This is a genomic window from Telluria beijingensis (assembly GCF_030770395.1).
Lineage (GTDB): Bacteria > Pseudomonadota > Gammaproteobacteria > Burkholderiales > Burkholderiaceae_D > Telluria > Telluria beijingensis.
In genome coordinates, this window is sequence record NZ_CP132480.1 from 3,843,464 (window position 1) to 3,856,742 (window position 13,279).

The window sequence follows — 13,279 nt, forward strand, 5'->3', positions numbered from 1 at the left end:
AACTAAATCGTTCCGTCTTTCGCTGAGGTTAGCCTGGCGCAAGTCAGATCCAGTCAGCGAAACGGAACCTCGCCAAGATTGACGATGTACTTTAGAAATTGACCGATCGCGGCCGCATTCAGCGATTAAACAGCAGCTGTACGCTTGGGCGGCTGAATCAGTGACTCTGCGGGAATGCCAAGCCCCTTATGCAATCTCCAGATCATTGGAAGGGTCAAAGGCCGAATCCGATTGAGTACTTCGTACACCCGATTAGAGCGGCCGATCATCGGCTCGAGATCCTTGACGGTGAGGCCTTTTTGGTCCATCTGGAATTTGATTGCTTCAACCGGGTCTGCGACTTCCATGGGAAAGTGCTTTGCCTCATACGCTTCGACCAGTGTAGCAAGCACGTCCAGCCGATCACCCTCCGGTGTGCCGAACTCGGCAGTCATGAGCGACTCGACTTCACTAAGCGCTGCTTGGTAGTCAGCTTCGGTACGGATGGGCTTAATGTCCATAATGTCCCTCAACAGTTTGTGCATTGATGGCGTCGTATTGCCTATGCGTGCCGACGAACTTCACGAAAAGGATGCCGTACGCATAGTTAACGGATGTGACGAGCCGGTACTTGTTGCCGGCGATATTGAAGACAACTCGGCCGTCCTTCAGAATACTCGCAGTGCCGAAGTCGGCCTTTACGTCAGCCGGAGTCTGCCATTTGGCCTTGAGGACATGGCCATGCCAAGTAAGGAGCGCCTCTTTGGCGTCCGCATGCGCAGGTCGTTCATAGAAGGCCCGAAGGGTGGGTAGTGGCAGGACTCGCATGCTGCTAAATCTAGTCCCAATTGGGACCAGGGCAAGAACAATGTTTGCCGTCGGTGGCAGTGTAGGACTCAGCGCACATCCAGCTCTTCTGTCTCGGAGCGCGCCGGATTTGAGACCAATCATCCAAGCGTCTGCTTGACGAAATAATATTTCCGAAGACGATTCACGATAGCGGTTTGCGAAGTAGTTTATGCAGAAGGTCAGAACGCCATGTGAGCAATCTCAAGTGGTGAAAAGTGTGGTTCTTAGCTAAGTCCTTGATTTTATTAATGCGAATACGGCCTGCAAAGCCGTCCAGGTCGGTTCGACTCTATGGCAGCTTCGTTGCCGGCGGCCTGGCAGGCCGCTTCAGGCGCCTGCTGCGGTTGCGACACGTACCTGCGCCACGTTCGACTTCGGTTTGTAGAGGTCGAGCGAGTGAATAGCACTCCAGCCCAGGACGGTAACAAGAGCGACGATGCCGATAGGAACGCCCCATGCTTTCACTTCTTTCTTGATCGACTGCGCATACCCTGGCGCATGCTCATTATTCGCGTTGGCGACACGGAGGCGCGCGATCGAGTAAATGTTCAGGACAATAATCGGAATGACCACCAGCAGCGTCAGTGCCGATGCGATGATCATCAGCTTCTTTTCCTGCAAACCTGGAGCGCTCACCGAATTCATCAGTTGTATGGCGTAAGTGGCCAGCATGGCGACGCTGGCATATGCGCCGACACGCTTGAAAGATTTCACATGGCCAAGCGGCTTTGCCTGTTCCGCATGAGACGGAAAGGTTGACATGCCCTGCACGGAGTTCACGTTTTTCATTAGGTCTACCTTGAGATGACAGTGACGAACCTGATGAGTTCGCCTAACACATATGGATGAGGAGGGCGAAGCACGTGCTGGAGCCGTTTATCACTGGCCCTTTCACGCCTTCCACTGCATACTATCCCGAAACAATTTCCATACATTGGGACAAACTGTCTCAGTTGAAAACCATGCAAGAACACCCCCCACCATCATGGCCGCCGCACATACGCCCGGGCGCCGGGCCACGTTTTCTACAGATCGCGGATGCATTGCAGCAGGGGATGGCAGATGGTCTGCTCAAGCCCGGCGATCGCCTGCCCCCGCAGCGCGCGTTGGCCGCGCAACTGGACCTAGACCTGACCACGATCACCCGGGCATACGATGAAGCCAGGCGAAGAAATCTGCTCGAAGGGCGAGGCGCGCGCGGTACCTATGTCGCAGCGTCGAAGGTGGAACTGACGTCGGTCCTCGATCTGAGCATGAACACGCCGCCCGCCCCGGACGGCGTCGACTTCGACTACCTGCTGAAGCAGGGTCTTTCGCAAGTGTTGATGCGGGCGGATAACCAACTGCTGATGACTTACCATCTGGGCGGGGGCAGTGTTTCGGATCGTGAAGCCGGGACCAGGTGGATCGAGCCGATGTTCGGAAGCATGGATCCGGACCAGGTAGTCGTCTGCCCTGGCGCGCAAGCGGCAATCGCAGCATTGATCCTGGTGCTGACCGAGCCTGGCGATGCCATTCTCGTGGAGCCGACGGGTTATCCCGGGCTGCGTGCAGCGGCCACCCAGTTCGGACGCCGTGTCGTTCCGGTCGAAGCGGACAGGCATGGAATGCTGCCCCAGGCTCTGGAAGAAGCGTGCCGCGAGTATCGATCCAGGCTTGTCTACCTTAACCCGACACTGCAGAACCCGACAACAGTGACGATGCCAGGAAAGCGACGCAAGGAGTTGGCCGCCGTGGTGAAACGTTGCAACGTACGGATCATCGAGGATGACCCTTACTGGCTGCTCGCGGAGGCGCCGCCGCCGCCCATTGCTACCCACGCGCCGGAACACGTCTATTACGTTTCTACGTTGTCGAAATGCCTTACGCCAGGGTTGCGAGTCGCTTTCGTGCTGGTGCGTGACCCGATCGAGCGTGAACGCTTCCTGGCAGCGATGAGGTCTTTCGCATTGATGGTCGCGCCCCTGACGGCGGCACTGGCCACCCAATGGATTCTCGATGGCTCGGCAAACACATTGATGCTAGCCGTGCGCAACGAGGCGCGCATGCGTCACCTGATCGCCCGGGATGTCCTGGCAGGACGATATGCTGGACCTGGCGATGGGCTGCATATATGGGTCGAGCTGCCGACATACTGGGGGGCGTACCAGCTCGCGCAAGCCGCGGAAGGAGAAGGGCTGGCGGTTACGCCGGCGGACGCATTCGCAGCCAATGGCGAATCCGTGAACGCGATCCGGATCTCGCTCGGCGGCGCTACTGACCGTTCACGCTTGAGGACAGGTCTGCAGCGCCTGTCCCAATTGCTGGCGCGGCGGCCTGATGCATATAACGCCGCAGTCGTGTGAAACTTACGCGAACCGCCTGGCTTCGTTGCGTACGCGAAATGTTCATCTATACCGCCAAACTGGCGATGCGAATCCGGATGGTCGCCCAGCTTTGACAATCTTTACCCCATTCAATCTTGCATGGAATTTAACTGGGACATTTTGTCCCGATGTATGGATATTGTTTTTGGATAGAATGCCTTGAACGTGCAGCATAGCGATATTTGCACGGCATACCGCTGACGTGTCCGGTGGTTTGAACAAATGGAGCTGTTGAATCAGCGTTTCGAGGTATCGCTCCTCAGGTCAGTGTCAAGTAATGGCTTGCAAATCCAAAATGACAGCGGAATGGTTTCCTACAGTTTTTTACACGTTCAAATTTCTAGCGTTAGGCGTGGGTATGTTTTTCGCCATTAAGTGGCATTACGATCAGGGGAAGAAGGAGAACGGTGCGATGAGGAGGCGCGAGGTGCTGATCGCGGCCGGCAAGGCGGCCGCAGTCTTCATGGTAGCGCTCCTGATCGTGGGGCTTATCGCCTACACACTTGTCAGAAAGCTCGGTTTGGACATCAGCTTACCCTGACTACAAACAGTCAGCGGCCAATTCATTTCGCAAGGTCCTGGGACATGCTCTCCTGGAATCAGCATGCCGCAAACGAGAGAGAGTCTGCAGGGACTCTTACGCGTCGACCAGATCAAGGTCTTGGCGACATGGCGGCCGCCACGTCTGCAAATTGCAGGCCGAAGTGAGCAGCCGCCTGCTTGCCTACCCGGGTTTGATGAGGGTAGTTACCTGCGATTGCGACGACGGATCAAGGCAAGTGCTCCAATGCCAAGCAAGGCGATTGAGCCTGGTTCCGAAATAGCCGCGGTATTGCTGTTGGCGACCCAGAATACGCGCTGATCAGCGCCTTCAATGAACGTGAAGTTCGAACCAGTCGGATTGTACGCCCATCCAGAAATAAGATTTCCGTTATTCACATGGAACGACAGGCCAGCAGCCAGGGTGCGTTCATCTGTTCCACCACCATAAGCGTTACCAAAGCCATTGTTCAAGTTGACATCGGCCGTGTTCAGAGCGGTCTCTCCGGCAGTCGTGAAACCCCAGGAGCCGGCGCCCGAGGTTCGGTACCAGTTCAATCCATTCGACCAATTCTGGGTAGTCCCGTTGTTATCGCCAAAGTGGTCCGAGTACAGCACCTTGCTGACTACTGACCAATCGCCCATGCCGACAACCCCGTACGAGCCGAGGGATGCGTCCCACACACCCATTGCAAGGTAGTCGCCCTGACAGGAAGCGAGTACGGTGCTTACCGACGTCATGACTGCAGCTCCGGTACGTGAGCATTCTGTCCATCCCCAGTTTCCGATCTGGGCGGCGCTAACATTTTTCTGTATTCCAGATGGAATGATTGCGGCGGATGCGACGCCGGAATATGCCAGTATGACTGCTATTGCTAGACGCTGAAGTTGCATGTTGATCCCTAGTTAATTTTTTAATAGCTACCCAGCAATAGCAATTTGCATGCCATATAAGCAAATCAAGCATTTACAAGATTCAACATAGCTGACTGAAAGGAAAGTCGACACTGACAAGGTCAACCACATTGCCAGCCGCAGCAGCGCCAGGTGCGGAGTCCCTTGGTCACACCGACGCCTCATACGATGTCGATGTCGCCGGATTGGGGCTGCCTATATACGCGCGGCCGCCAACTCCTGGCTCGCACCTCGCGATGTTCTTGCCGGGGAGAACAGCGCAAAGCCACGCTGCCGGTATTGATGGCTCGCGTGCTATCGCGGTAAATCGGTCGGCGATTCAGGCGACCGCTGCATTCGCACCTGCAGCACTGCCGAGGGGACGCATTCGCATTTCGGCAAGAGTAATCGCATAGGCGACGACCACGACGGCAGCTGACGCGGTCACGGGATGGGTGGGGAATGCGAACCAGACGGCCAGCAGGCTCAGGGTGCGCAGCACGGCGTGGCGGTAGCCGAGCGGATGGGCGATGATCCACGAATACACCATCCAGTGCAGGCCGAGTGCGATGCCGAGGCTTAGCGGGACGAACTGTGGCGCTCGCAGGAGCAGCGGAATATGCAGTGCCCATAACAGGTTCACCATCACCACGCAGACGCCCATCAGTTTCGCCAGTGGATTGGTGCTTTCCAGTAGACGCTCACCGCGCAGTCTGGCGATCCCCAGGGCCAGAGGGAAGATCGCGCCGGTCGCGAACACCAGTGCGAGGACGGAGGATTCGGGCGGCAGGACCAGGCTGAGAATGCCCACGATGCACCAGACGGCCAGGCCGGCGAGCGGCATGGACATCGAGCGGTTGGTGCGCTGTTCGAAGTCCGCGCGCAGTTGCATGAGCGTTTGCATGACATGTCTCCTGTTATTTATTGTAATTACAAAATTATCATGAAGGAGATGAGAAGAAAACAAGAATTGGTTGGCAGCAGGTTCTGCAGCCAAACCGGACCGTCTGAGAGGCTGGTGTCAGACAGCGATAGTCGCTCGGTGGCCGTAGGTGCTCGTCACGCGCTTGGCCTGAAACCCAGGTTGCGGCATGCCTTTTGGAACCAGCTACCAAACTCGCTCACGATGATCACGCGTAAAATGCAGCATTGATCCTTCACGTACAAGACATCTGCATGGAAACCATCGACCAGCGTTACCTCGTCCAGCAAACCAGGCGCGACGAAGCAGGAAAACCGCCCGTATTCGCCAGGGTGATGCGCAGCAAGGACGGCAAGTTCGAGGGCGTCTCCTTTATCAAGAACAAGGAGAAAGCGACCGTCATGACGGTCGCCGCTGCCCAGGAAGTCATCGACTGGGCCGCCAGGAAGAAAGACAATGCAGCGGCCTACGAGACCAGGATTATTTGCGTCGGCCAGTAAGGCACAACGCCGAGCAGTTGGATCGCTCGGGCCGCCTTACGACGACGGTGCGGTGCGCGGCGCCTGGCGCCGTAGCGTAATGCGGGTCAGCTCGGCAGGAACGCCAAGCCGGAGTGCGAAGCCCGGCCACAGTGCCGTGCCATTGTTCAGGTACAGCGTCATGCCGTCGACCTCGTAGCGGCCCGAAACGAAGCCATTGTTCGCCCGCGCCACGACGCGATCGAGCCCGACGATCATGCCGCCATGCGTATGGCCGGACAACTGCAGCGCGACGCCGCGGCTGGCTGAAAAGCGGGCATTCCTGGGTTGGTGATCGAGCAGCACGACAGGTACGCCAGCCGGCGCGCCGCGTAGCGCCGCATCGAGATCGGGCGCCGGGGCGCCGGTGCTGGGGGCGGTGACGTCGTTCACGCCGGCGAGCACGAGTTGCCCGGCGCCGCGCTTGATGATGGCATGGCTATTGTCCAGCGGTGTCATGTCTAGCCCCGCGAAATACGCCATCCATTCGCGGTGGCCGAAAAAGTATTCGTGATTACCGGGAATGACCCAGACGCCGTCCGGGGCGTGCAGGTCACGCAGTGGGGCCACGTCGGCTTCGCGCTGCGCGATATTGCCATCGATAAGGTCACCCGTGATGACGATCAGGTCAGCGCCGAGCGCATTCGCATCGTCGACGACCTTGCGCGTCCATGGCGCGTCGAACAGGCGACTGATGTGCAGGTCGGTCAGGTGCAGCACCCGGTAGCCATCGAATTCGGGCGGCAGGTTCCTGACTTCGATCTGCAGGTCCTTCAGCGGCGGCGATTTGATGGCCTGCATGACGCCAAGCGCGGCCAGCAGCATCGCCGCGATGCCGATCGCAATACGCAACCGCACGGCGATCGGCGCACGCCTGCGCCGCGCCAGTGCAACGGCCAGGGCGCCAACGTCGAGCAGCAGCTGGAACACGGCCAGCAGCAATATCGCGCCGAACGCCCAGTTAAACAGGATCACGACGAACTTCGGAAACTCCGGCGAAAACACACTGCCGGACGACAGCCGCGACCACAGGTGATATTGCGAGGCCAGCAGCAGCACGACTGCGCCGGCCAGCCTGGTGCGCCCGGATACAGGCAGCGGCCATAGCCAGCGGACGAGCACGACCAGGCAGGGGAGACTGAACATGAGATGGAACATCAGGCGCGCTCCCCCCGGTCCCGGTTGCGGCCCGGGTCTTCAGGAATGCCTCGCGGGCATAGGGTAGGGCCGGGAGATTGAATCAGCAAAATACGCATCGTGCCTATGGGTCAGAACTGTCAAACAGGCGAGCATAGCGTAGATTGGATGAGCGCACAGGCAACGATGTCACTCGGCGCGCCACAACGCATGTGCATCGAGCTGGACACGGGCCGCCGCGGCCAGCGCGGCGATCTGCGCCGTCTGCGCCGACAGGGCCGCATCGAGCGCCATGCGGCGCGCCAGCAGGCCGTCGGCGAGTGTGGTTTCGCCGGCCTGGTAGGCGCGTTCCATCAGGTCGGCCTGGCGCGCGCTCTGCGCCGCCACGTCGCGCAGTTCGATCCACAGGCGGTGGCGGTGCGCCTGCTCGGCCAGTGCGCGGCGGGCGTCGACCTCGACCCGCACGCGGGTCTGCTCGACCCGCTCCTGCGCCATGCCGGCGCGCAGCACCGCCGCCCGCGATTCGGCCGAGCGCAGCGCGCCCGGGATCGGCATCGACAGGCTCAGGCCCACCAGCCGTTCTTCGCCGGCGCGTTCGCGCGCCACCCGCACGCCGATGGTCGGGTCGGGCATGCGCTCGCTGGACGCGCGCCGCGCGCGCAGCTCCTCCCACGCCGATTCGGCCCTGGCCAGCGCCAGTTCGTGGTTGTCGTCCATCAGGCGCGGTAGGTCCACCTGCGCCAGCGCGTCGAGCGCTTGCGGCTCGGGCAACGCGTGCGCGTCGGGCGCCGGCAGCGCGGCATAGGTGGCGGCCAGCAGGCTGCTCGCCTGCACCGCGTCCAGGCGCGCCTGTTCCAGCAGGGCGCCGGAGCGGCGCAATTCGGTGTCGGCCTGCATCAGTTCGAGGGCCGCGCCGTCGCCGGCCTTGACCCGCCGCTCGGCGACTTGCCGCAGCCGTTCCACCAGCGCGTGCTGCTGCGCCAGGCGCAGTTCGGCGGCGTGGGCGGTCAGCGCGGCGTACCAGTCGCGCATCAGCGCGCGGCCCGCTTCGTGCCACAGGTCGGCGCGCTGCGATTCTGCCAGCGCCACGCCCTGGTCGCCGATGGCGCGGTCCTGGCCGGCCTTGCCGAACCAGCGCACGGTGCGTTCGAGGCCAGCCTCCTCTTCGCGGAAGCGCTCGCCGCTGCCGCGGATGCTGCGCCGGGCCAGGCCGGCGCTGGCGATCCATTCGTAAGGACCGGCGGCCAGGCGCTCGCGTTCGGCGCCGGCCAGTTCGCGGTTGATGCCGCCGGCGCGCAGCGCGGGCAGGGCGGCCAGCGCCTGGCGCGCCGCCGCCTCGGGCGGCAAGCCGTACAGCCGGTCGCCGGCCAGCGGCAGCTGCGCCGCAGCGTCGCCGGCGGCCCAGGCGCCGGCGCAGGGCAGTACCAGGGCCGCGAGCAGCGCGCGGATCGCATGGCGCTTCATGCCAGCCTCCCGCTCGCGACGATGGGGCTCATCCAGTAGCTCACTTCCGGGCTCGGGATGTCTTCGGCCAGCGCGGCGAGCAGGCTTTCCAGCTCGGTGCGCACGCCGCCGATCAGGATCACCTTGCGCGCGCTGCGGCCCTGCACCAGTTCCATCGGCGATTGCAGGCGCGCGCCCTGGCCGGCGCCTTGCGCACCGAGAATGGTGAAGCCGCCGGCCCATTTCGGGTGCAGCAAAAGGAAGTCGATGATGTCTTCTTCCAGGCCGACCGGGATGGCCAGCGTCAGGAGGGTATCGTTAGCGTCGGTCTTCATGGTGTGTGCAGGATGTCGTTGGCGGGCGCGCGCACCGCCTTCGGCACGCCGAAGCGGCGGAACAGCAGCGGCAGCAGGATCAGGGTCAGCGCGGTCGCGCTCACCAGGCCGCCGATGACGACGATCGCCAGCGGTTTCTGGATTTCGGAGCCGGGGCCGGTCGCGAGCAGCAGCGGCACCAGGCCCAGGCCGGCGATGCAGGCGGTCATGACCACCGGGCGCAGGCGGCGCAGGGCGCCCTGGCTGACCACCTGGGCCAGCGGCAGGCCGCGCGCGGCGAGCTGGTTGAAATAGGTGATCATCACCAGTCCGTTGAGCACCGCGATGCCCATCAACGCGATGAAGCCCACCGAGGCCGGCACCGACAGGTATTCGCCGGTGGCGAACAGCGCCACCACGCCGCCGACCAGCGCGAACGGGATGTTCACGAACACCAGCAGCGCCTGGCGCACGCTGCCCAGGGTCGAGAACAGCAGCAGGAAGATCAGCGCCAGCGCCACCGGCACCACCAGCGCCAGGCGGCTGGCCGCGCGCTGCTGGTTCTCGAACTGGCCGCCCCAGCTCAGGCTGTAGCCCGCGGGCAGTTTGACCTGCGCTGCCACGGCGGCTTTGGCTTCCTCGACGAAGCTGACCAGGTCGCGTCCGCGCACGTTGGCGCGCACTACCGACATGCGGCTGCCGTCTTCGCGCTCGACCTTCACCGGGCCGTCGGTCGTGCGCAGCGCGGCGACCTGGCTGAGCGGGACCGACTGGCCGTCGGCCAGCGGCAGGCGCAGCTGGCGGAACAGCTCGGGCGACATGCGCAGGGCCTCGCCGCCGCGCACCAGCAGCGGCAGGCGGCGCGCTTCCTCGATCACCACGCCCACCGGCTGTCCCTCGACCAGGGTGCGCAGGTCGGCCTGCACCTGCTCGGCCGACAGGCCCAGGCGGCCGGCCGCGACGCGGTCGATATCGACCTGCAGGTATTGCACGCCCTCGTTTTCGACCGTGAGCACGTCCTGGGCGCCGGGCAGGCGTTCGACCACTGCGACGATCTGGCGCGCCAGCGCGGTCAGCTGGGCGGTGTCCGGGCCGACCACCTTGATGGCCAGGTCGCCGCGTACGCCGGACAGCATCTCGGCGGTGCGCATCTCGATCGGCTGGGTAAAGCTGACGTTGACGCCGGCGAAGTCCAGGGTGGCCTGGCGCAGCGCCTCGACCAGGTCTTCCTTGTCCGGGCTGCGCCATTCGTCGCGGGGTTTGAGCACCAGGAAGGCGTCGGTCTCGTTAGGGCCCATCGGATCCAGGCCCAGTTCGTCCGAGCCGACCCGCGCCACGATGCGGCTGACCTCGGGCACCTGTTCCAGGATGCGGCGCTGGATCGCCAGGTCCTGCCTGACCGATTCTTCCAGGTTCATCGACGGCAGCTTCTCGGTCTGCATGATCAGGTCGCCCTCGTCGAGGGTCGGCATGAACGACTTGCCCACCACGGTGAACAGGCCGGCGGCCACGGCCAGCGCCACGCCGGCGGCAATGAACACCGGCCGCTCGTTGCGCATGACGCGCGCCAGCACCGCTGCATACGCCGCTTCCATGCGCTGCACGATCTTCGGCGCCGGGCCATGGTGGTCCTTGAGCAGCATCGAGGCCAGCACCGGGATCACGGTCAGCGACAGCAGCAGCGAGGCGCCCAGCGCGAAGATGATGGTCAGCGCCACCGGAGCAAACAGTTTTCCTTCCAGACCCTGCAGCGTGAGCAGCGGCAGGAACACGATCATGATCACCGCCATGCCGGCGCTGACCGGCACCGCCACGTCGCGCACCGCGCGGTAGATCACGTGCAGGCGCAGGTGCGCCTGGCCCGGCTTGCTGGATGCCGAATGGGCTTCGATGTTCTCGACCACCACCACGGCGGCATCGACCAGCATGCCGATCGCGATCGCCAGGCCGCCCAGCGACATCAGGTTGGCCGACAGGCCGAAGTGGCGCATCAGGAGGAAGGTGCCGAGCGCCGACAGCGGCAGGATGCAGGCCACCACCAGCGCGGCCCGCACATTGCCCAAAAAGACGTACAGCAGCACGATCACCAGCACCGTCGCTTCCAGCAAGGCCTTGGCCACCGTCTGCACGGCGCGCTCGACCAGGTTGCCGCGGTCGTAGAAGGTGCTCACGGTGGTGCCCTGCGGGAGGGTCTTGCCGATCTCCTCGAGGCGGCTGCGGATCTGCTCGACCACGGCCTGGGCGTTGGCGCCGCGCATCGCCAGCACCAGGCCCTGCACCGCTTCGGCCTTGCCGTCCTGGGTCACGGTGCCGTAGCGGGTCAGGCTGCCGATGCGCACGGTGGCCACCTGGCCGACGGTGACAGCGACGCCATCCTTGCTGGCGATCGCGATCGCGGCCACGTCGGCCAGCGTGCGCACGCCGGCGTCGCTGCGGATCAGCAGCGCCTCTTCGCCGCTGCCCAGGCGCCCGGCGCCGTCGCTGCGGTTATTGGCGTCGAGCGCGTCGCGCAACTGGGCCAGCGACACCTTGCGCGCGGCCAGCGCGCTCTGGTCGGGCACCACCTCGAAGCTCTTGACCTCGCCGCCCAGGGCGTTGACGTCGGCCACGCCAGGAATGCCGCGCAGCGCCGGCCGGATGGTCCAGTCGAGCAGGGTGCGCTTGTCCATCAGCGATAGCGGGCCTTCGATGGTGAACATGAATACGTCGCCCAGCGGCGTGGTGATCGGCGCCATGCCGCCGCTGACCGACTCGGGCAGGTCTTGCATGATGCTGGCCAGGCGCTCGCTGACCTGCTGGCGCGCCCAGTAGACGTCGGTGCCGTCGTCGAAATTGAGGGTGATGTCGGCGATCGCGTATTTCGACTGCGAGCGCAGGATGGCCTGGTTGGGGATGCCCAGCAGTTCCTGCTCGACCGGCGCGACGATGCGGGTCTCGACTTCTTCGGGCGTCATGCCGGGCGCCTTGAGGACGATCTTGACCTGGGTGCCCGAGACATCCGGGAAGGCGTCGATCGACAGTTCCCCGACGGCGCGCGCGCCGGCGCCGATCATCAGCAGGGTGATCACCAGCACCAGCAGGCGCTGCGACAGCGACAGCGCAATCAGGCGGCCCAGCATCACGGTTGTCCTTTCTCTTCCTGCGCCGGCTCGCCCAGGCCGCTCCACACGCCCTTGAGCGCGGCGACCCCGCGCGCCGCCACCGGCGCGCCTGCCGCCACGGCGCCGCGGATCCAGACATGTTCGCCTGCGGCCGCGCCAGGCTGCACCGGCACCGCCAGGAAGCCCCTGGCATTGCGCACGAAGACATAGGTGGCGGCCCCGCGCCGCACCAGGGCGCCGGCCGGCACCGCCACCGCGCCGTCCTGGCGCACCGCGTGCTGCAGGCGCGCCTCGACGAAGGCGTTCATCCGCAGGCAGTCGTTGCGTTCGCGCTGTTCGGCGCGCACCGTGGCGGTCTGGTTGGCGTCGTTGAGCAGCGGCGAGACCGCGGTCACCCACACGCTGCAGCCTTCGCCTACCAGCAGCGTGTCACCGATCGCGAGCGACGGCAATTGCTGGCGCGAGGCCTGCAGCTCGACCCACAGCGGACCGGGACGCACGATGCGGGCGACGGCCATGCCCGGCTCGACCTGCTGGCCGGCGGCCAGCGGCATGTCGAGGATGGTACCTGCGGCCTGGGCGCGCACGGTCAACAGCGGCGTCACCTGGCGCGAGTCGCGCAGGGCGCGGACCTGGGCGGCGGTCATGCCGCCGGCGCGCAGCGCATGCACCTGCTGCTCGGCGCCCAGGGCGGCCGCCTGCGCCGCGGCGCGGCTTTCGTCGAGCCGCGCGCGCGCGATGATGCCGTCCTTGTACAAGCCTTCGTCGCGCGCCAGCTTGTCAGTGGCCAGGCGCGCCTGGGCGGCCTGCCCGATATACTCGGCCTGCAGCGCCATCCACGGTTGGCTGAACAGGACCGCGAGCGGGGCGCCGGCGCGCACCGTCTGCAGCGGCGCGGCCTTGAGTTCCTGGATCACGCCGCTCCAGTTGCTGCTGCTGACCGACTGGGCCGTCGCCGGCGCCACCACAGTGCCCGTCAATACGAGCGCGCCGCTGCCCGCATCGCCGCCGCCCACGGTGGCGAGCGCCGGCGCGGTCTTCACGCCAGCGCGCTCGACCTGGGCTGGCGACACGACGAGCTGTTCCGGCCTGGTTGCCGGTTGGGCCAGGGCGGACTGGGAAACAAGGGTGGCCGCGGCGAGCAGCGCGGCGGCGGGGAGGTGGCGTGCGGGTGGCATGATGATCGACTGGCGGCAGGAAGATGGCGCCGATCTTG

The 13,279-nt window shown here is 64.2% G+C and carries 13 protein-coding genes; 3 read left to right on the top strand and 10 right to left on the bottom strand.

The window, feature by feature from the left end; all coding sequences use genetic code 11:
• Positions 1-125 precede the first annotated feature (125 nt).
• From Q9246_RS17105 to Q9246_RS17115, 3 genes are all read right to left on the bottom strand, one after another.
• Complete coding sequence (locus tag Q9246_RS17105; protein WP_306391850.1) at positions 126-500, bottom strand: helix-turn-helix domain-containing protein; 375 nt, start codon at positions 498-500, stop codon at positions 126-128.
• Entirely contained in the window at positions 490-807 is a 318-nt protein-coding gene (locus Q9246_RS17110) for a type II toxin-antitoxin system HigB family toxin (RefSeq protein WP_306391851.1), read from the bottom strand. The genes Q9246_RS17105 and Q9246_RS17110 overlap by 11 nt, the downstream gene beginning before the upstream one ends.
• A gap of 348 nt (positions 808-1,155) precedes the next feature.
• Entirely contained in the window at positions 1,156-1,617 is a 462-nt protein-coding gene (locus Q9246_RS17115; RefSeq protein ID WP_306391852.1) for a cytochrome ubiquinol oxidase subunit II, read from the bottom strand.
• A gap of 173 nt (positions 1,618-1,790) precedes the next feature.
• Between Q9246_RS17115 and Q9246_RS17120 the strand changes: the two genes are divergently transcribed.
• Together Q9246_RS17120 and Q9246_RS17125 are read left to right on the top strand one after the other, a co-directional pair.
• A complete protein-coding gene (locus Q9246_RS17120; protein WP_306391853.1) occupies positions 1,791-3,173 on the top strand; it encodes an aminotransferase-like domain-containing protein in 1,383 nt (460 codons plus the stop codon).
• Positions 3,174-3,552: 379 nt separating this feature from the next.
• Positions 3,553-3,735 (top strand): hypothetical protein, encoded by a 183-nt coding sequence (locus tag Q9246_RS17125; protein ID WP_306391854.1) that lies wholly within the window; start codon positions 3,553-3,555, stop codon positions 3,733-3,735.
• Between the two features lie 206 nt (positions 3,736-3,941).
• Here the strand turns inward: Q9246_RS17125 and Q9246_RS17130 are convergent, their stop codons facing one another.
• Positions 3,942-4,475, bottom strand: coding sequence for a PEP-CTERM sorting domain-containing protein (locus Q9246_RS17130; protein ID WP_306391855.1), 534 nt, complete (start codon positions 4,473-4,475; stop codon positions 3,942-3,944).
• A gap of 493 nt (positions 4,476-4,968) precedes the next feature.
• Positions 4,969-5,532, bottom strand: a complete 564-nt coding sequence (locus Q9246_RS17135; protein WP_306391856.1) for a DUF7010 family protein — start codon at positions 5,530-5,532, stop codon at positions 4,969-4,971.
• A gap of 272 nt (positions 5,533-5,804) precedes the next feature.
• On the opposite strand from Q9246_RS17135, the gene Q9246_RS17140 reads away from it, so the two are divergent.
• Positions 5,805-6,050: a hypothetical protein gene (locus Q9246_RS17140; RefSeq protein WP_306391857.1), complete on the top strand. Its 246-nt coding sequence runs from the start codon at positions 5,805-5,807 to the stop codon at positions 6,048-6,050.
• Positions 6,051-6,086: 36 nt separating this feature from the next.
• On the opposite strand, the gene Q9246_RS17145 is transcribed toward Q9246_RS17140, so the two are convergent.
• From Q9246_RS17145 to Q9246_RS17165, 5 genes are all read right to left on the bottom strand, one after another.
• Positions 6,087-7,226, bottom strand: coding sequence for a metallophosphoesterase (locus Q9246_RS17145; protein WP_306391858.1), 1,140 nt, complete (start codon positions 7,224-7,226; stop codon positions 6,087-6,089).
• Between the two features lie 168 nt (positions 7,227-7,394).
• Positions 7,395-8,669 (bottom strand): TolC family protein, encoded by a 1,275-nt coding sequence (locus Q9246_RS17150; RefSeq protein WP_306391859.1) that lies wholly within the window; start codon positions 8,667-8,669, stop codon positions 7,395-7,397.
• A complete protein-coding gene (locus tag Q9246_RS17155; protein WP_306391860.1) occupies positions 8,666-8,983 on the bottom strand; it encodes a DUF3240 family protein in 318 nt (105 codons plus the stop codon). Before Q9246_RS17155 ends, Q9246_RS17150 begins: the two co-directional genes overlap by 4 nt.
• A complete protein-coding gene (locus Q9246_RS17160) occupies positions 8,980-12,081 on the bottom strand; it encodes an efflux RND transporter permease subunit (protein ID WP_306391861.1) in 3,102 nt (1,033 codons plus the stop codon). Before Q9246_RS17160 ends, Q9246_RS17155 begins: the two co-directional genes overlap by 4 nt.
• The gene (locus tag Q9246_RS17165) at positions 12,081-13,241 is read right to left on the bottom strand and encodes an efflux RND transporter periplasmic adaptor subunit (protein WP_306391862.1); all 1,161 of its coding nucleotides are present in this window, start codon (positions 13,239-13,241) and stop codon (positions 12,081-12,083) included. Before Q9246_RS17165 ends, Q9246_RS17160 begins: the two co-directional genes overlap by 1 nt.
• Positions 13,242-13,279 lie beyond the last annotated feature (38 nt).